The sequence below is a fragment of the Hymenobacter arizonensis genome (assembly GCF_900115775.1).
GTDB lineage: Bacteria > Bacteroidota > Bacteroidia > Cytophagales > Hymenobacteraceae > Hymenobacter > Hymenobacter arizonensis.
This window is the reverse complement of sequence record NZ_FOXS01000003.1, coordinates 266,531-282,614: the sequence shown is the minus strand read 5'-3', so window position 1 is coordinate 282,614 and position 16,084 is coordinate 266,531. Positions and strand designations below refer to the sequence as shown.

Genomic DNA, 16,084 nt, shown 5'->3' with positions numbered 1-16,084 from the left:
TGCATGGAACTGGATTATCTGCTTGACTTTTTGACCCGGCTGGCGGCCAACAACACCACGGCCTGGATGGCCGAACACCGCCCCGACTACCAGCGCGCCCGCGCAGCCTGCACCAAGCTCGTTGGCGAGGTATTGACCCAGGCTGCGGTCTCTGACCCCGACTTGGCCGGCCTGACTACAGCCGATGTCATGTTTCGGTTGCACAAGAACGACCGGGCTCACCGCGACCCGGAACCCTACAAACGGCGCATGGGAGCCGGCCTGAAGTTGGGAGGCCGCCACGCGCCCCGGGCGGGCTATTTCCTGGCCATTCAGCCGGAAGGGCGCAGCTGGCTGGGCGCGGGCACCTTCCACCCTACCCCGGCCATGCTGGCGGCCATCCGGCAGGAGATTCATTACAACGGCGAGGAGTTTCATCGGCAGCGGCAGGCTCCGGAGCTGCTGAAGCACTTTCCGGCGGGCCTTGACACCACAGGCCCGCAATTGACGCGGCCGCCGCGCGGCTACGCGGCCGATGACCCAGATTTGGCTTGGCTGCGGCTCAAAACCTACGGCGTGGGCCGCTTCTACTCCGATGCGGAAGTACTGGCGCCTGGCTTTGTGACGCAGGTGGTGGCGGGCATTGCGGCGGCGCGGCCGTTAGTGAATTTTCTTAATGAAGCATTGCCATCAGCCCAAGAGAACGGACTGTAGAGACGCGACACTTGGCTACGCCGACCTTCGGTTCGCGTCTCGTCGTTGAACAGTACATGAACGATGGCTGCCGTTCCCTAGCGGCGCGGACGCCGAGACGCCAAGTGTGGCGTCTCTACATCATTCTTTAATAGCAAAAGCCCCGCTTTCTGATTCAGAAAGCGGGGCTTTTGCTTGATTGTAAATCAATGCTTAGCGAGAATTTAGAATAGGCCAAAAAGCGTGTTGTTAATCTTGTCGATGATGGTACCGAGGTCTTCGGGGTTGCGGACGTAGTCGAGGTCGCTCACATCTACAATGAGGTGGCGGCCGGCGCTGTAGGTGCTAATCCACTTCTCGTAGTGCTCGTTGAGGTTTTTGAGGTACTCGATGCTGATGCTGTTCTCGTAGTCGCGCCCGCGCTTCTCAATCTGGCTGATGAGCTTGGGCAGGTCTGCGCGGAGGTAGAGCAGCAGGTCGGGCGGCGCTACGAGGTCTATCATCGACTCAAACAGCGCGTAGTAGTTGTTGTAGTCGCGGGTTTCGAGCAGGCCGGAATCGTGCAGGTTGGCCGCGAAGATGTGGGCATCTTCGTAGATGGTGCGGTCCTGAATGATGCCTTTGCCAGCCTTTTGCAGCTCCTTGATGCGCTGGGTTTGGCGGAAGCGGCCGTTGAGAAAATAAACCTGGAGGTGGAAGGCCCAACGGGGCATGTCGTGGTAAAAATCCTTCAAATAAGGATTATCGTCCACATCTTCCAAAAACACTTCCCAGCGGAAATGCTGAGCCAACTTATGAGCCAGCGTGGTTTTACCAGCCCCAATGTTGCCGACGATGGCAATGTGCATGCGCTACGAACGAAAAAGACGAAAGAAAAGCAGAACCCCAAAGGTAGCAGCATGCCGGAATACCACCCTATTTATCAACAGTCGTATATATTTGGTCTATCCCTGCCACCAATGCCTTCTGCCATGCAAAACGCCCCTCCTGCTCAGTTGCTTGCCCTCGAGGACGACCAAGGGTCGGCGCTGGCCGAATACAGTATTTTTCCCGACGAAGGCTTGCTGTGCGTGCGTTGGCACGGCCATCTTACGGGGGCCGAAATTGTGAAGGGCGTGCAGCAGGGCAGCCACTGGCGCGACCAGTTTGCGTATTCGCTTATTCTCAACGACAAAAGCGACACCAGCGGCGATTGGAGCGAGGCCCTGCCCTGGCTGCAGTACGAATGGCTGCCGCTGGCGCTGGAGGCCGGCGTAAAGGCCATGGCCTACGTGTTTTCGCCCGACCGCGAAAACCGGTTTGCCAGCCAAACCTTCGTTAACGCCCTGCGCCCCCACATGGCCATTGAGGTATTTGAAGACCTGGACCTAGCCATGGCGTGGCTGCGGCAACAAAGATGCCCGGAGAACAGCCGCCCAGCGGCGTCTTTCCCCGAGCAATAAGCAGCGGCATGGCTACTCCACTTTGTCTTTTACCTGCCGGGCGCCGCGCAGGGTGTGAAACTCGCCCTGGAACGTGCGAACGCGCAGGCGCTCTTCCAGCGGCAATTCGGTACGAACCTGCTCGTAGCGCTGGTTAAGGCGGGCGAGCACCACGCCGGCGTTGTCCCAGTCCTGGTAGCTCCACTTGCGGCGCTCGTCGCGGGTGGTGGCAATGAACCGCTCGTAGAGGTCGGGCAGCTGGTGGGCGCTCACGCGGGCTAGGTTCACGTCGGAGTTGAGTAAGTGCTGCTGAATGGGGTCGGAATCGGCGCGGCGGGGAGCTGCTTGGGCACGGGCGCCTGGCTTGGCCAACAAATCGCCGGAGGGCCGCGCGCCGGTGAGCTCGCCGCGCTGGCGCATGCTATCCGAGGTGGAGTTTTGGGCGGCGCTGATGAAAGGCAGGCCCGCGAGCATCAGCAAAAAGAAAGGTGCAGATTTCATAAAGAAGGAAGTAAGAAAAACAAGAACAGGGGCTTTAACGCAAGGAATGGGCCAACCGTATTCATTCAGGCGGTTTGGTTTCATTTTTTTCGCCGCAATTTCGTGTTTTGCAGCTTATGACTTCTGACGCCCCAACCGCGCCGCCGCGCATTGAGCCCGCCACGCTCAACGACATCCCCACCATCATTCAGCTGGCCGAGGCTACCTGGGAGCCCACGTACCGTTTCATCATCTCGCGCGAGCAGATTGACTACATGTACCGCGTGATTTATACGCCGGCTTCCCTTAAGCGGCAGATGGCCGAGCAGCACCACTCGTTTCTGCTGGCCTACGTGGCCGGCGAGCCCGCGGGCTTTGCGTCCTTCAGCCCCCAACCGGCTGAGGAAGACGGGGGCTCGGGCTTCAAGTTGCACAAGATTTACGTGCTGCCCACCCGCCAGGGCCAGGGCTTGGGCGTACACCTCATCGAGGCCGTAGAAAACGCGGCCCGCGAAGCCGGCGGCCAGTTTCTGGACCTGAACGTGAACCGCTACAACCCCGCCATTGCGTTTTACGAGCGGCGCGGCTTTGCCCGTCACCGGGAAGTAGACGTGCCCATCGGGCCGTATTTCATGAACGACTACATCATGCGGAAAGCGCTGTAAGAGGGCACTGGCAGTTGCTCAATTAATATTTTCTGTTTTTGCACCTCATGCTTTTGTGTGCACCCTTTAAGCATTCATCTTTTCAAACTCATAACTCTAAAAAATGGCTACTAAACTCACCGTTCTCTCCAATGGCGCCCTCCGCGTGGAGGGTGAAGACATCGAAATAGTTGACGCCCAAGGCCAGCCGTACGGGCTGGGTGGGCGCCAGCGCGTCAGCATCTGCCGCTGCGGGCTTTCGAAGCAGAAGCCGTTTTGCGACGGCTCGCACAAAGGCCATTTCGAGCACGACGCCACGGCGTTTGACTTGCCAGCGCCCAAGCCGGCCGTATAATCCGGCATCCGCGCAAATAGCAGAAAGCCCGCTGACCAATTGGCCAGCGGGCTTTTTGCTGCCGAAGAAAAGCGGGTTTACACCCCCTACTCCACTACCAAACGCTGCGTGAGTTGACCGCAGCCCACCACGTACACGCCGGCGGGCACGCCGCGCAGGTCCAGCGCGGCGTCAGGGCCGGCCGGGGCGGGGTAGCAGCGCACGGTGCGGCCCAGCGCATCGGTAAGGGTGAGGGGCAGGCGGGGCGTGCTGGCGGGCAGGCGCAGGGTGGCCGTGCCGTGGGCTGGGTTGGGAAAGAGCTGCGCGGCGGGCATGGCAGCCGTGGCTTTGGTGGCTAGGGGCGCGTTGGGGTCGTAGATACCGAAGTTGACCATTACCTTGCTGCCATCGCCGGTAGCGGTAAAATCCCCACCGATGTAAAGCTTGCCAGTTGGCCCAGTAGCCATGCTGAATATTATATCATTGTTTCCCGTGCCTAAGTTGCTCCAGGCTGTGCCGTTCCAGCGGGCCACTCCACCGGCGGCGACCCCGCCCGCTCGGGTAAAGCCACCACCAGCGTACACATCCCCGCTGCCGGCCAACACCAGCGTACGGGCATTACCATTCACCCCGTTGGCGGCGCCCGAGCCCAAGCTGCTCCACGCCGTGCCGTTCCAACGGGCTATGCTGTTGGCCGCTGCCCCGCCGGCCTGCGTGAAGCGCCCGCCCGCGTACACGTCCCCGTTGCCGGCCACGACCAGCGCATTGATATAACCATTCACCCCGTTGGCGGTGCCCGAGCCCAAGCTGCTCCAGGCCGTGCCGTTCCAGCGGGCCACTCCACCGGTGGCGACCCCGCCGGCCTGGGTGAAGTTCCCGCCCGCGTACACGTCCCCATTGACGGCTATAGCCAACGCAAAGACGTAGCTACTGAATGTCCCGGTGGCAAGGCCCGTGCCCAGGCTGCTCCAGGCTGTGCCGTTCCTGCGGGCCACTCCACCGGGGACTTCCCCACCGGTCTGTGTAAAGCCCCCGCCCGCGTACACGTCCCCGTTGCCGGCTATAGCTAGCGCATTGACCCCGCCGACCACCCCAGCGGTCACCCCAATGACGGGGCCCGTGCCTAAGTTGCTCCAGGCCGTGCCGTTCCAGCAGGCCACTCCACCGGCGGCGACCCCGCCGGCCTGGGTGAAGTTCCCGCCCGCGTACACGTCCCCATTGACGGCTATAGCTAACGCATTAACGTAGCTATTCACTCCGTTGGCGGCGCCCGAGCCCAGGCTGCTCCACGCCGTGCCGTTCCAACGGGCTATGTTGTTGGCCGCTGCCCCGCCGGCCTGCGTGAAATAGCCGCCCGCGTACACGTCCCCGTTGCCGGCCACGACCAGCGCATTGATATAACCATTCACCCCGTTGGCGGGCCCTGTGCCTAAGTTGCTCCACGCCGTGCCGTTCCAGCGGGCCACCCGGTTGGCTGTTGCCCCGCCGGCCAGGGTAAAGCCCCCGCCCGCGTACACGGCCCCGTTGCCGGCCACGGCCAGCGCAACAACATCGGCGTTCACTCCGTTGGTGGCGCCCGAGCCCAGGCTGCTCCACGCCGTGCCGTTCCAGCGGGCCACTCCACCGGCGGCAGCGCCCCCGGCCAGGGTGAAGCGCCCGCCCGCGTACACGTCCCCGTTGCCGGCCACGACCAACGCCAGAACACCGGCGTTCACTCCGTTGGCGGCGCCCGAGCCCAGGCTGCTCCACGCCGTGCCGTTCCAACGGGCTATGTTGTTGGCTGCTGCCCCGCCGGCCTGCGTGAAATAGCCGCCCGCGTACACGTCCCCATTGACGGCTATAGCCAGCGCACAGACATCTAGATTCACTCCGTTGGCGGCGCCCGAGCCCAGGCTGCTCCACGCCGTGCCGTTCCAGCGGGCCACTCGAACAGCGGCGACCCCGCCCGCCACGGTGAAGCCTCCACCAGCGTACACATCCCCGTTGCCAGCCATGGCCAGCGCACGAACATCTACATTCACTCCGTTGGCAGCGCCCGTGCCCAGGCTGCTCCACGCCGTGCCGTTCCAACGGGCTATGCTGCTGGCCGCTGCCCCGCCGGCCTGCGTGAAGCGCCCGCCCGCGTACACGTCCCCATTGACGGCTATAGCCAGCGCATTGACATTACCATTCACTCCGTTGGCGGCGCCCGTGCCCAGGGTGCTCCACGCCGTGCCGTCCCAACGGGCTATGTTGTTGGCCGCTGCCCCGCCGGCCTGCGTGAAATAGCCGCCCGCGTACACGTCCCCGTTGCCGGCCACGACCAACGACAGAACACCAGCGTTCACTCCGTTGGCAGCGCCCGTGCCCAGGCTGCTCCACGTCGTGCCGTTCCAGCGGGCCAGCCGATTGGCCGCTACGTTGCCAACGGCCGTGAAGTTTCCCCCAATGTAAACATCGGTTCCTGCCCGAACCACGGTTTGCACGACCTCAGAAGCCCCATTGGGCAGCCCAAACCCGTCTGCCCACCGCTCATCGCCGGTCCCAGTCGTGCCCATCGGGCTGAATACGGGCCGTCCGTCGGGCGCGGTCCGCATCCGAAAGGCGCGGGCATCGAAGGAGCCGTTGGTTCCGGCCTTCAAGGTGCCATCGGGGTTGAGGACTTCGGCTAGGGGGCGACCTGTGGGTGGGGTGGTGGCCAGAGCCGTACCACACAGGCCCAACCCAAGCAAAAACAGCAGCAGGATTCTGGAGAAATAATTGTTCAAGGTGTAGACGAGGAAAGAATTAAATACTTTGAAAGGTACAGGCAAAAGGCCAACAGCAGCGACGGGTTTAGCCCGAGCAGCGTTTCGCCGCCCCTACCCAACTTCAGCCCGGCCGCCGGCCCCCAGCATGAGCCAGAGGTTCTGGCGCACGATGTCGCCCATGGAATCGCACTTTTCGAAAGCCTCCGTTTTGTGGACGCGGTTGAGTTCGGCTTTTAGCTGCTCCACTTTTTCGGGCGGGGCGAGTTCGTGGCGGCGCATCACGTCGAGGAGGTCGCGGAGGCGGTGGCGCTCGGCGCGGGCGCGGCGGGCCATGAGGGCGCGCTCCTCGGTTTGGTACTGGCGCACAGTTTCGGGCTTGAGGAGCTTGGCACACATGGCCACTACCTCGGCATTGTCCTTAAAGAATTGCGGCAGGTACATCACCCGGCGGCCTTCGTAGCTCTGCTGGTCGAAGTCGATGGCGCGCACGCGGTACTGTTCGTCCTCAAAGTCGGGCGTGACATCGATGACGTAGTTGTAGGCGCGCATGTCGCCGAGCAGGCGCACAAAGCACCGCTCGTTGAATTTCACGAACTCCTTGGCAATGCGCACCTGGTTGATATGCGGCTGATTGAGGCGCAGACGAATAAAATCGTCGCCGGGAATGCCCGCGATGTGCTCTTCGATGAGGGTGTCGCCGGTCACCAGGAAGTTCATGGAATTCGGCGACAGCAGGTGCTCCAGCTCCAGGCCGTAAAGGCGCGAGGCGTCGGCCTTTTTCACATAGAAGTAGTCGTAGTTGTCGTTGAACTGGTTGACGATGCGCACCCGAAACGGGTTGGAGTTGCCGAACTGGCAATAGTCGATGCGGTCGGCCACGAGGTGCTCGCTGAACGACAGGTCACCGGCGGTTTTCAGCAGGGCATACACCTCCGTGAGGCCCTGGCTGAGCTCGCGCAAGGTCTGGGGCTCGAAGAACACCGTTTGCCAGAGCGTGTCCTTACCCGTGCGGTCGAGCAGCGGAAAGGAGTTGCTGAAGTGCCGCAGCTCGTCGTAGGTAACCGGCAGCGGGGCCTCCCGGTCGTAGGTGCGCAGGTACTGGCGCAGCTCGGGCGTGAGGGGGTACGATGGCTTTTTGCGGGAGATGTCCATGGTGTTTAGGGCGGGAGGGTATGGGGGTAGGAGGGTATGGGGTATTCTGTTTGCTTTTCACCTCTCTCCTTCCTACCCGCACACCCTCCTACCCTATTAATTACCCAGCCAGCTCGTTCACCAGCTCCACGTATTGCTGGCGGGCGGCTTCTTTGCTGGTGCCGCGCAGGCCGGTCCAGGCGTCATATTTGGCAATGGCTTTGAAGTCGAAACCACCGGGGCGGTCGCCGGTTACGTCGCCTTCGGTGGCTTGCTTATAAAGGGCATAAAGCTGAAGCAGCACCATATTGGAGGGCTTGGAGGGGAGCTGTTGGGCGCGCTGGCTGGCTGCTTCGAATTCTTCTTGTGTGGTCATGAGGATGGGTAAAATGCTGTTGTTTTAAGTACTGAGTGCCGTTGTACCTTGGCAGTTCATTAAGACAAACGTATGACGCGCAAATCTATTCACGCCTGGGCTACAGCGGCGCTGTTGCTAACCGCACCGACTGCTTTCGCCCAAAAAACCTACCTGCACTGCGGCCAGCTGCTGGATGTGCGCAGCGGCAAACTGCGGAGCCAGCAAACGATTGTGGTTGAGAAAGACCGGATTGTGGCCGTGCAAAGTGGCTATACGGCCGCCAGCGGCCCCCAGGACAAAGTTGTCAACCTCACCAACCGCACGGTGATGCCTGGCCTGATTGACTGCCACGTGCACGTGGAGGGCGAAACCAGCAAAGACAACTTCGTCAAGGATTTGACCCAGAACCCTGCCGACGTAGCCTACGAGGCCATTGCCCACGTCAACAAGACGCTGATGGCAGGCTTTACCACGGTGCGCGACCTAGGCGGCTCGGGTGTGAACGTGAGCTTGCGCAACGCCATCAACCGCGGGCAGGTGGTGGGGCCGCGCATCATCACGGCAGGCAAGGCCATCTCGGGCACGGGCGGGCACATGGACCCCACCAACGGCTACCGCCTCAACCTAATGGGCGTGCCTGGCCCGGCCGACGGCATAATCAACGGGCCCGACCAAGGCCGGCAGGCGGTGCGCGAGCAGTACAAGCGCGGCGCCGACCTTATCAAAATAGCTTCGACTGGCGGCGTGCTTTCAGTGGCCAAAGACGGCTCGGCGCCGCAGATGACCGAGGCCGAAATCCGAGCCGTGGTGGAAACTGCCCGCGACCTGGGCCTAGCCGTGGCCTGCCACGCCCACGGCGCCGAAGGCATGAAGCGGGCAGTGCGGGCCGGCGTCACCAGCATTGAGCACGGCACGCTGATGGACGATGAAACCATGAAACTGATGAAGAAAATGGGTACCTGGTACGTGCCCACCATCACGGCCGGCAAGTCGGTGGCCGACTCGGCGGCGAAGAACCCCAACTACTACCCGCCACTCGTGACGCCCAAGGCGCTAGCCATTGGCCCCAAGCTGCAGGGCACCTTCGGGCGGGCTTACAAGGCTGGGGTGAAAATCGCCTTTGGCACCGATGCCGCCGTGTTTCGGCACGGTGCGAACGCGCTGGAGTTCGGCTACATGACCGAAGCCGGCATGCCCGCCGCAGAAGCCATCCGCAGCGCCACCCTGAGTGCCGCCGAGTTGCTAGGCCGCAGCAGCGACCTGGGCACGCTGGAAGCCGGCAAATTTGCTGACATCGTTGCCGTCGACGGCAACCCACTCCAGGATATTTCAGCCATGATGCGTCCGGTTTTCGTGATGAAGGCCGGCGTAACCTACCGCCAAGACTGATTTATCAATTGACATTTAACAATTAGCATTTAACAATTGGTAGTTACCAGTTCAGTTTGGGCAGGAAGCTGTCATCAGCGAGCAGCGTGTATGTGTAGCGACTGGACTCCGCTAATTGTCAATTGTTAAATGCTACCTGTTAAATGAAAACTCCTTCCCGCATTGCTGGGCTGCGCCGCTTGGTGGGCCTGGGCTTTGGTTTGGCGGTGGCCGTGGGCGGTACGGCGGGCACTGGGGTTCTCACTAGTCCCGGCGAACTGGCGCGGGCGCTGGGCGGGCCCGGTCCAGTGCTGGTGCTATGGGTGGTGGGCGGCCTCTACACGCTGCTGGCCGCAAACACCATGGCGGAGTTGGCCGGCCGCCTGCCCCAGGCCGGCGGCTGGTACGCCTATGCCGAGGCCGCCTTTGGAGAGTTTCCGGCCGTAGCGGTGGCCTGGGCCGACTGGACCAGCAGCTGCGTGACCGGCGCGCTGGTGGCCCTGCTGCTGGGCGAGTACCTGGCCCAACTGCTGCCCTTGGCCATACCCCACGGCCCCACCTGGCTAGCGGTGCTGGCCGTGCTGGCCTTGTGCCTGGTGCAGTTTCGGGGCTTGCGCGAGGGCAGCCGGGCGCAGGAAATCACGGCGGCTGTTTTGCTGCTGGGCGTGGTGGGGCTGCTGGTGGCCAGCGCCTGGCTGCCGGGCCCACCCCCCGTTGTGGCACGGGTTACGCCCGCGGCTGGCCTCACGGCCGTGAGCGTGGTGGCGGCCCTGCAAGTGGTGGTGTTTGCTTACGATGGCTGGTACGGGCCCATCTACTTCGCCGAGGAAACGCCGCAGCCGGGCCGCACGCTGTCGCGGGCGCTGCTCTGGGGCGTGGCGGCGGTGCTGGGGCTCTACTTTGTGCTGAACGCCACCCTGCTGCGGGTCCTGCCATTTGGCGCCATCCAGGGTTCGGAACTGCCGCTGGCAGAACTGGCGGCTACCTTGTTTGGGCCACTGGGCCGAAAGCTGGTGCTGTCCTTGGGCGTGGTGGCCATGGTGGGCGTGCTCAACTCGGTGCTGCTGATGGCCACGCGGGTATTGTTTGCGCTGGGTCGGGCGGGGCACTTGCCGGCCCGGCTGGCGCGCGTGCACGGCGGCGGCACGCCCCGCCCGGCGCTCGTGGTAGCGGGAGTGCTCACGCTGGGTTTGCTGCTGAGCGGCACCGTGGCCGAGCTGGAGGCCATCACCAGCGTGCTGTTTGTGGGATATTACGTGGTGGGCTTCGCGGCGCTGTTTAAGCTGCGGCGCCTGCAACCGGCCCAGCCCGGCGATTTTCAGGCGTGGGGCCACCCGTGGAGCACGGGCTTGCTGGTGGCGCTGTCGGTGGCGTTTCTAGTTATGAACGCCGTGTCCGATACGGGGCACGCCCTGGTAGCGCTGGCCCTGGTGGCCGGGGCCTGGCCGCTGTGGCGCTGGGCCAGAAAAAGCGCCACCGTAGCCGAATAGACGGTAAGTCAGGCTAAGCTCGGCCGCAACCTAAGCCGTTGCAGGGTGCGTATGCATCGGCCTACTCACCTCCTAATTTATTTATGAAGCCAGCCGATATTAATGCCCTCGTTCAGCGATTTCTTCAGCACAAGTTAACGCTGGCTTTGGCTGAAAGCTGCACCTGCGGCCTGGTGGCGGCCCAGCTAGCGCCCGCCACCGGGGTAAGCGAAGTGTTGCTCGGCTCCGTGGTTACGTACCACGTCGAGGCCAAGCAGAAGCTGTTGGGCGTGCGCAAGGAAACCATCAAGACCTACTCTGCCGAGAGCCAGCAAACCACCAACGAAATGGCCCAGGGCCTGCATAAGCACCTGCCAGGGGCCGATGTGTGCGTAGCCGTAACCGGCCTCTGCGGCCCGGGCGCGTCCGAAACTCCTGACAAGCCGGTGGGCACTATGTTCGTCACGATTTTGCTGGAAGGCCAGGCCTACGAATACCGCGAGGTATTTGAGGGCAACGCCGATAAGCTGCGCGAGCAAGCCGCAGGGTTTATCTACACCAAGCTCTCGGAGCTGCTACAGCGCCGGCAAGATGCTGACGGGGCTCCCCTACCCAGCAAAAAACACTTGGTCGACCTGTCGTAGACATGCATGAACTAAGGCCGCGGCTGAGATATAGCCTTAGCATTTCATCGGAGCGGTACTCGACTTGTTTCTGAATAAAGAGACCGTCGTGTCGAGCGCAGCCGAGACATCTCGCGTGGGGTAGCAATCCAATCGGTGCAACGAGACAAGCGAGATGTCTCGGCTGCGCTCGACAGGACGGTCAAGAAGGGACTACTTTTTCTTTGGGAATAAGTCTATTCCGTAAAAGGCACTTGTTTGCTGAAAGGAAAGAGCCGTGCAGGCCTAATAATCAACGTGTAAACGATGGGGTGATTGAATGTCGCGGCCATTGCCGAACTTTGGGGAGGGCAACTATACCTCACCCGGCAATCTTTCCATTTATCATGAAAAAAACCTTATTGCCGCTGCTGCTTGCGGCCCTCATGCTTGCCCACGGCACCGCTGGCGCCTGGGGTTTCTTTGGCCACCGCACCATCACGCAGGTCGCGGTGTATGAGTTGCCGGCGTCGATGCAGGCGTTCTACTACCGCCACATGGCGGAGCTGGTGCGCCTGAGTACGGCACCCGATGAGCGCCGCAACACCGACCCCACCGAAGCGCCCAAGCACTTCATCGACATCGACCATTACTCCGAAGACAACCCCTTTGGCCGGATGCCCCGGCAGTACGACAAGGCCGCCGAGAAATTCTCGGCCGATACCCTGCAGAAATACGGCACAGTGCCGTGGGTTATCCTCGAAACCAAGAACAAGCTCACGGAAGCTTTCAAGCAGCGCGATACCATCAACATTGTGAAGTACTCGGCCGAGTTGAGCCACTACATGGGCGATGCGTTTGTGCCGCTGCACACCACCATTAATTACGACGGCCAGCTCACCGACCAGAAGGGCCTGCACAGCCTCTGGGAAAGCCAGTTGCCCGAGCGGTTCATCAACGACTACAAGCTGGTGGGCGAGCCGGCCAAGTACGTGAAAGACCCGCTGGCCGCCGTGTGGGGCGTCATCCAAGAGAGCTATGGCTTCGTGGGCGAAACCTTCGACCGAGCCAGCAAGATTGAGAAAGTGATGAAGCCCGACGTGCGCTTCACCTTCTCGCACCGCTACGGCAAAACCTCGCGCCGCTACTCCGACGCCTTTGCCGACGAGTACGAAAAAGCGGTGGGCGGCATGGTTAACTTCCGCCTGAAAGGTGCCCCCACCATGATTTCCTCGCTCTGGCTCACGGCTTGGCAAGATGGCGGCCGCCCCAACCTCAACGAGCTGATGCACCAGGGCAAGCCCACCAAGGAAGAAAAAGAGAAGCTGACCAACGAGCTGGCCGCCTGGAAGCGCAACAGCCTAAGCCAGGACCAAATGCTGCTGGCCCAGCAGAAAGAGAAGAAAGTAGAAGTAGCCGACGAAATCAAGGCAGCCAAAGAAAGCGGCGCAACACGCAAGGCAGCAGCGGCCGATGATGACGACGACGATGCTCCTGCCCCGGTCATCGACAAGCTGAAGGTGAAAAGCAAAGGCCCGGCCGGCACCGAAAAGATTAAGCAGAAGAGCGACGCGCCAAACTAGCCACGGTCTGTGGGCGTTAGCTAGCGTGCAGCTTTCATCTACGGTTGAGGCTATTAAAATATTGATAGCCAAGCTGAAAAAGTAGACGTAAGAAAATCCGGTGTCGCGGTTGCGGGGCCGGATTTTCATTTTCACCCCTACCACTTTCCGCTTATGATACTGCGACTTGATGAGCTGGCTCTTGACCTGCCAAAGCCCAAAAACCCATCGGCCAATGATGCCGCCGCCATCCAGGAGCTGCTGGGAGGAAAATTCGGAGAGATGAGCACGCTGATGAACTACACGTTCCAGTCGTTCAACTTCCGGGGCCGCGACCGCCTTCGTCCGTTCTACTCCCTGACCGCCGCCATTGCGGCCGAAGAGTACTCGCACATTGAGGCCGTGAGCTACGCCATCAACCTGCTGCTGACCGGGGTGAGCGAACGCAACCCCGACCCGGTGTCTGGCCCGCTGGCCGGCGCCGCCGACGCCCGCAACACCCACCACTTCATTGCCAGCGGCCAAGCCGCGCTGCCCATGGACTCGATGGGCCGCCCCTGGACCGGCGACAACGTATTCAGCTCGGGCAACCTGCGCCTCGACTTGCTGCACAACTTCTTTCTGGAATGCGGCGCCCGTGCCAACAAGATGCGCGTGTACGAAATGGTGACCGACCCCTGCGCCCGCACCATGGTGGGCTACCTGCTGGTGCGCGGCGGCCTGCACGTGTACGCCTACGCCCTGGCCCTGGAAAAACTGACCGGCGTGGACGTGAAAAAACTCATGCCCATCCCTACGTTGTCGAATGCTAAGTTTCCCGAAGCCAAAGCTTTCATGAAGCACGGCCTGCACCGGGAGTTGTATACCTTCTCGCCCAACGCCTACATGGAAGCCGGCGTTATTTGGAACGGCAAGCACCCCGAAGACGGCTCCGAGCTGGTGATGGTGCAGGGCGCCAAGAAAGGCGTGCCCTACCCCATCCTGGAAGAGGAGCCCCAGCTGAACTCGCCCGGCGAGGACAACTTTGACCCCGAGATGTTTGCCGACATTGCCAAGAAACTAGGCTTGAGCAAGGACCTTAACACCTACCGGCCCAAATAAGATACGGGCCTTCATTATAATTTTAGCCCGGTTCCGCCTAAGTGCGGGGCCGGGCTTACTTTGTGCCATGAAACGCTTTCTCTTCGTTGGCTTGGCGCTGCTGGCGGCCTGCAACCAGGCCCCGCCAGCTACTGAAGTCCCCAAAACGGCGCCCGTTGCTCCCGGACCCGACTTGGCCACCCTCACCGACAGCGCCGCCCCGGCCGCCCTGTTGGCCTACGGCCGCGAGCACCCCGGCTCCGAGGTGCTGGTGCGCACCCGCCTGGGCAACATTCGGGTGAAGCTCTACGACGACACCCCGATTCACAAGGCCAACTTTCTGCTGCTGGCCCGCAAAGGCGTGTTCAACGAAACCATGTTCAACCGCGTGGTGAAGGATTTTGCCGTGCAGGGCGGGCAAACCTACGTTTCACGCACCATCCGGCTGCGGCGCTACCGCCTGCCTCCCGAAATCAAGGCCGAGCACTTCCACAAGAAAGGCTCACTGGGCATGGCCCGCTACGACGACGAGCAGAACCCCGGCCGCCTCTCCTCCAACACCGATTTTTACTTCGTGGTGGGTGAAAAGCTCGACCCAAACCAGTCGCAGGCCATGGCCGGGCGCAAGCTTACCCCTGCCCAAATCAAGGCTTATGCCACCGTGGGCGGCGTGCCCTCCCTCGACGGCCAGTACACCGTGTTTGGAGAAATTATCGAAGGCCAAGACGTGATAGACAAAATTGCCAATGAGCCCGTGGAGTCCGACAAGTGGCCGGTGAAGGACATTCCCATCAAAGTTGAGGTAGTGAAGTAGCCACACGAATGCTGCCGCTCATTCGCATTTTTGGGTCCTTTCGAGCATCAGTAGCGCGAACTTTGTAGTTCGCGCCTTCGCGCCTGTCGAGCAGTTTTAGTGGCTTTAGCGGCAACAAGCTGCTGTAATATCGGGCAGCTTCACTAGGGCTACCAGGCCTCCGGAGCCATAAACACTTCCAGTAATGGCGCCAGAGTGTCGCCGTACTGTGAAGCGGCTTTCGTTTGCTGCACGAAACGCTCAAAATCATCTGTATCAACGGCCCGAAAGCGCATCGACCAGTTTGCAAACGCGCGGCCCTGCACGGGGCCATCGCTGAGTTTTATTACTGCTTGGTGGCGAACGTCGGCGGCAATCGTTTTAAATATTCCCTGCACTGCAGCGGCCGGCCCCTCCAGCACCTGCATGATATCACCCTCGCTGTACAGCAGTACCCCCGTGACATCCAACCGAGCATTTTTGGCGCGCCACTGATTCATCAGGTACTTTAAATCGGCTTCGTTGAACGGATAAATGGTCCTGCTTGAGTAAACAATATGGTGCATGAAATTGGAATAAGCCAGATTCCAAAACTAGAATTCGCCTCCTTGAAAAGCAAGCCCAAAAACAAGGTTTTGCAGCCCGGGCCGAAGCCTTCTCTTAGTATTTCGTAATGAGCTTGTCGCGTCGTTTTACGGCTCCGCTAACCCGCGCTGGCAAAGCACTAGAACCGTTTGGTTAGGCTCAATCTGACGCTTTAAAAAGTCCTGTGGGCTCTGCTGGGTAAGCTTAAGCAAGAAATTGCTCACTTATTTTATTGTTGCCTGCTTCAGCAAGCTGCTGCCCAAGGCAGGCAGGTGGCGTTAGCGGGCGCGGCGCGCCAACACCAACAGTGCAGCGCGGGCCCGGGTCTTCGCCGTGTTCACCGGAATGCCGAGCTGCTCGGCAGCTTGGGCGTAGGTCCAGCCGCCGAAGAACACCAGGTCCATCACTTCGCGCTGCTGGGGCTTCAGGTCGTCCAGCAAGGTGCGCACGCCAAGGTGCTCGGGGTTGAAAGCGCTTGGGTCGGCCGCATGCTGGGCAGCGCTAGTTTCCAGCGGAGATGTGCGCTTCTGAAAGCGGTTGTACTGGCTGCGGAGCGAGTCGATGGCGTGGTTGCTGCAAACCCGGGCCATCCACGTAAACAAGCGCCCTCGCAGAGGGTCGTAGCTAGCTAGGCCGGCCCACACCTTGCACATGCCTTCCTGCAGCAGGTCTTCAGCCAGGCCCTCGTCGCGCACCAAGCGCCGAATGACAGCCAGAAGCGAATCGGCGTAGCGTGCGTGCAGAATCCCTAGGGCTCGCTCGTCGCGGGCCAGTAGGCGCTGCACAAGGGCTGTTTCCTCTGGAGTAGGAGTAGGCGCAGGCAGAGGGGACTGGGGACGCATGGGAGAAGAAGAGA

Annotated in this window: 17 protein-coding genes; 10 read left to right on the top strand and 7 right to left on the bottom strand. The window is 61.3% G+C overall.

Annotated elements, in window-relative coordinates; all coding sequences use genetic code 11:
- Positions 1-3 precede the first annotated feature (3 nt).
- Positions 4-693: a DUF2461 domain-containing protein gene (locus BMZ66_RS12850; protein ID WP_092673750.1), complete on the top strand. Its 690-nt coding sequence runs from the start codon at positions 4-6 to the stop codon at positions 691-693.
- Positions 694-896: 203 nt separating this feature from the next.
- Here BMZ66_RS12850 and BMZ66_RS12845 read toward each other — a convergent pair whose 3' ends face one another.
- On the bottom strand, positions 897-1,520 hold the full coding sequence (locus tag BMZ66_RS12845; RefSeq protein WP_092673747.1) for a deoxynucleoside kinase: 624 nt from the start codon (positions 1,518-1,520) through the stop codon (positions 897-899).
- A 123-nt stretch (positions 1,521-1,643) separates the two neighbouring features.
- Here BMZ66_RS12845 and BMZ66_RS12840 point away from each other — a divergent pair, with 123 nt between their 5' ends.
- The gene (locus tag BMZ66_RS12840) at positions 1,644-2,114 is read left to right on the top strand and encodes an STAS/SEC14 domain-containing protein (protein WP_092673744.1); all 471 of its coding nucleotides are present in this window, start codon (positions 1,644-1,646) and stop codon (positions 2,112-2,114) included.
- Positions 2,115-2,126: 12 nt separating this feature from the next.
- Here BMZ66_RS12840 and BMZ66_RS12835 read toward each other — a convergent pair whose 3' ends face one another.
- Positions 2,127-2,594 (bottom strand): hypothetical protein, encoded by a 468-nt coding sequence (locus tag BMZ66_RS12835; RefSeq protein ID WP_092673741.1) that lies wholly within the window; start codon positions 2,592-2,594, stop codon positions 2,127-2,129.
- 116 nt (positions 2,595-2,710) lie between these two features.
- On the opposite strand from BMZ66_RS12835, the gene BMZ66_RS12830 reads away from it, so the two are divergent.
- Both BMZ66_RS12830 and BMZ66_RS12825 read left to right on the top strand, forming a co-directional pair.
- Positions 2,711-3,238, top strand: coding sequence for a GNAT family N-acetyltransferase (locus BMZ66_RS12830; RefSeq protein WP_092673738.1), 528 nt, complete (start codon positions 2,711-2,713; stop codon positions 3,236-3,238).
- Positions 3,239-3,341: 103 nt separating this feature from the next.
- The gene (locus BMZ66_RS12825; RefSeq protein ID WP_092673735.1) at positions 3,342-3,572 is read left to right on the top strand and encodes a CDGSH iron-sulfur domain-containing protein; all 231 of its coding nucleotides are present in this window, start codon (positions 3,342-3,344) and stop codon (positions 3,570-3,572) included.
- A gap of 86 nt (positions 3,573-3,658) precedes the next feature.
- Here the strand turns inward: BMZ66_RS12825 and BMZ66_RS12820 are convergent, their stop codons facing one another.
- From BMZ66_RS12820 to BMZ66_RS12810, 3 genes are all read right to left on the bottom strand, one after another.
- Positions 3,659-6,298: a T9SS type A sorting domain-containing protein gene (locus tag BMZ66_RS12820; protein WP_143080190.1), complete on the bottom strand. Its 2,640-nt coding sequence runs from the start codon at positions 6,296-6,298 to the stop codon at positions 3,659-3,661.
- Between the two features lie 93 nt (positions 6,299-6,391).
- Positions 6,392-7,432, bottom strand: a complete 1,041-nt coding sequence (locus tag BMZ66_RS12815; protein WP_092673728.1) for a hypothetical protein — start codon at positions 7,430-7,432, stop codon at positions 6,392-6,394.
- Between the two features lie 100 nt (positions 7,433-7,532).
- The gene (locus BMZ66_RS12810) at positions 7,533-7,787 is read right to left on the bottom strand and encodes an acyl-CoA-binding protein (protein WP_092673725.1); all 255 of its coding nucleotides are present in this window, start codon (positions 7,785-7,787) and stop codon (positions 7,533-7,535) included.
- Positions 7,788-7,859: 72 nt separating this feature from the next.
- Between BMZ66_RS12810 and BMZ66_RS12805 the strand changes: the two genes are divergently transcribed.
- From BMZ66_RS12805 to BMZ66_RS12780, 6 genes are all read left to right on the top strand, one after another.
- Positions 7,860-9,158, top strand: coding sequence for a metal-dependent hydrolase family protein (locus BMZ66_RS12805; protein WP_092673722.1), 1,299 nt, complete (start codon positions 7,860-7,862; stop codon positions 9,156-9,158).
- A gap of 143 nt (positions 9,159-9,301) precedes the next feature.
- A complete protein-coding gene (locus BMZ66_RS12800) occupies positions 9,302-10,627 on the top strand; it encodes an APC family permease (protein ID WP_092673719.1) in 1,326 nt (441 codons plus the stop codon).
- A gap of 83 nt (positions 10,628-10,710) precedes the next feature.
- Entirely contained in the window at positions 10,711-11,250 is a 540-nt protein-coding gene (locus BMZ66_RS12795) for a CinA family protein (protein ID WP_092673715.1), read from the top strand.
- A 365-nt stretch (positions 11,251-11,615) separates the two neighbouring features.
- On the top strand, positions 11,616-12,791 hold the full coding sequence (locus BMZ66_RS12790; RefSeq protein WP_092673712.1) for a zinc dependent phospholipase C family protein: 1,176 nt from the start codon (positions 11,616-11,618) through the stop codon (positions 12,789-12,791).
- A 153-nt stretch (positions 12,792-12,944) separates the two neighbouring features.
- Complete coding sequence (locus BMZ66_RS12785; RefSeq protein WP_092673709.1) at positions 12,945-13,871, top strand: manganese catalase family protein; 927 nt, start codon at positions 12,945-12,947, stop codon at positions 13,869-13,871.
- 67 nt (positions 13,872-13,938) lie between these two features.
- Positions 13,939-14,664, top strand: coding sequence for a peptidylprolyl isomerase (locus BMZ66_RS12780; protein WP_092673705.1), 726 nt, complete (start codon positions 13,939-13,941; stop codon positions 14,662-14,664).
- Positions 14,665-14,813: 149 nt separating this feature from the next.
- Here BMZ66_RS12780 and BMZ66_RS12775 read toward each other — a convergent pair whose 3' ends face one another.
- Together BMZ66_RS12775 and BMZ66_RS12770 are read right to left on the bottom strand one after the other, a co-directional pair.
- Positions 14,814-15,209, bottom strand: a complete 396-nt coding sequence (locus BMZ66_RS12775) for a BLUF domain-containing protein (RefSeq protein ID WP_092673702.1) — start codon at positions 15,207-15,209, stop codon at positions 14,814-14,816.
- Positions 15,210-15,506: 297 nt separating this feature from the next.
- Complete coding sequence (locus BMZ66_RS12770) at positions 15,507-16,070, bottom strand: RNA polymerase sigma factor (RefSeq protein WP_092673700.1); 564 nt, start codon at positions 16,068-16,070, stop codon at positions 15,507-15,509.
- Between the last annotated feature and the right edge of the window lie 14 nt (positions 16,071-16,084).

Bases quoted from the DNA above. Each gene is read 5' to 3' on its own strand.
- BMZ66_RS12850 (WP_092673750.1), top strand. From the start codon at position 4: ATGGAACTGGATTATCTGCTTGACTTTTTGACCCGGCTGGCGGCCAAC.
- BMZ66_RS12845 (WP_092673747.1), bottom strand. From the start codon at position 1,520: ATGCACATTGCCATCGTCGGCAACATTGGGGCTGGTAAAACCACGCTG.
- BMZ66_RS12840 (WP_092673744.1), top strand. From the start codon at position 1,644: ATGCAAAACGCCCCTCCTGCTCAGTTGCTTGCCCTCGAGGACGACCAA.
- BMZ66_RS12835 (WP_092673741.1), bottom strand. From the start codon at position 2,594: ATGAAATCTGCACCTTTCTTTTTGCTGATGCTCGCGGGCCTGCCTTTC.
- BMZ66_RS12830 (WP_092673738.1), top strand. From the start codon at position 2,711: ATGACTTCTGACGCCCCAACCGCGCCGCCGCGCATTGAGCCCGCCACG.
- BMZ66_RS12825 (WP_092673735.1), top strand. From the start codon at position 3,342: ATGGCTACTAAACTCACCGTTCTCTCCAATGGCGCCCTCCGCGTGGAG.
- BMZ66_RS12815 (WP_092673728.1), bottom strand. From the start codon at position 7,432: ATGGACATCTCCCGCAAAAAGCCATCGTACCCCCTCACGCCCGAGCTG.
- BMZ66_RS12810 (WP_092673725.1), bottom strand. From the start codon at position 7,787: ATGACCACACAAGAAGAATTCGAAGCAGCCAGCCAGCGCGCCCAACAG.
- BMZ66_RS12805 (WP_092673722.1), top strand. From the start codon at position 7,860: ATGACGCGCAAATCTATTCACGCCTGGGCTACAGCGGCGCTGTTGCTA.
- BMZ66_RS12800 (WP_092673719.1), top strand. From the start codon at position 9,302: ATGAAAACTCCTTCCCGCATTGCTGGGCTGCGCCGCTTGGTGGGCCTG.
- BMZ66_RS12795 (WP_092673715.1), top strand. From the start codon at position 10,711: ATGAAGCCAGCCGATATTAATGCCCTCGTTCAGCGATTTCTTCAGCAC.
- BMZ66_RS12790 (WP_092673712.1), top strand. From the start codon at position 11,616: ATGAAAAAAACCTTATTGCCGCTGCTGCTTGCGGCCCTCATGCTTGCC.
- BMZ66_RS12785 (WP_092673709.1), top strand. From the start codon at position 12,945: ATGATACTGCGACTTGATGAGCTGGCTCTTGACCTGCCAAAGCCCAAA.
- BMZ66_RS12780 (WP_092673705.1), top strand. From the start codon at position 13,939: ATGAAACGCTTTCTCTTCGTTGGCTTGGCGCTGCTGGCGGCCTGCAAC.
- BMZ66_RS12775 (WP_092673702.1), bottom strand. From the start codon at position 15,209: ATGCACCATATTGTTTACTCAAGCAGGACCATTTATCCGTTCAACGAA.
- BMZ66_RS12770 (WP_092673700.1), bottom strand. From the start codon at position 16,070: ATGCGTCCCCAGTCCCCTCTGCCTGCGCCTACTCCTACTCCAGAGGAA.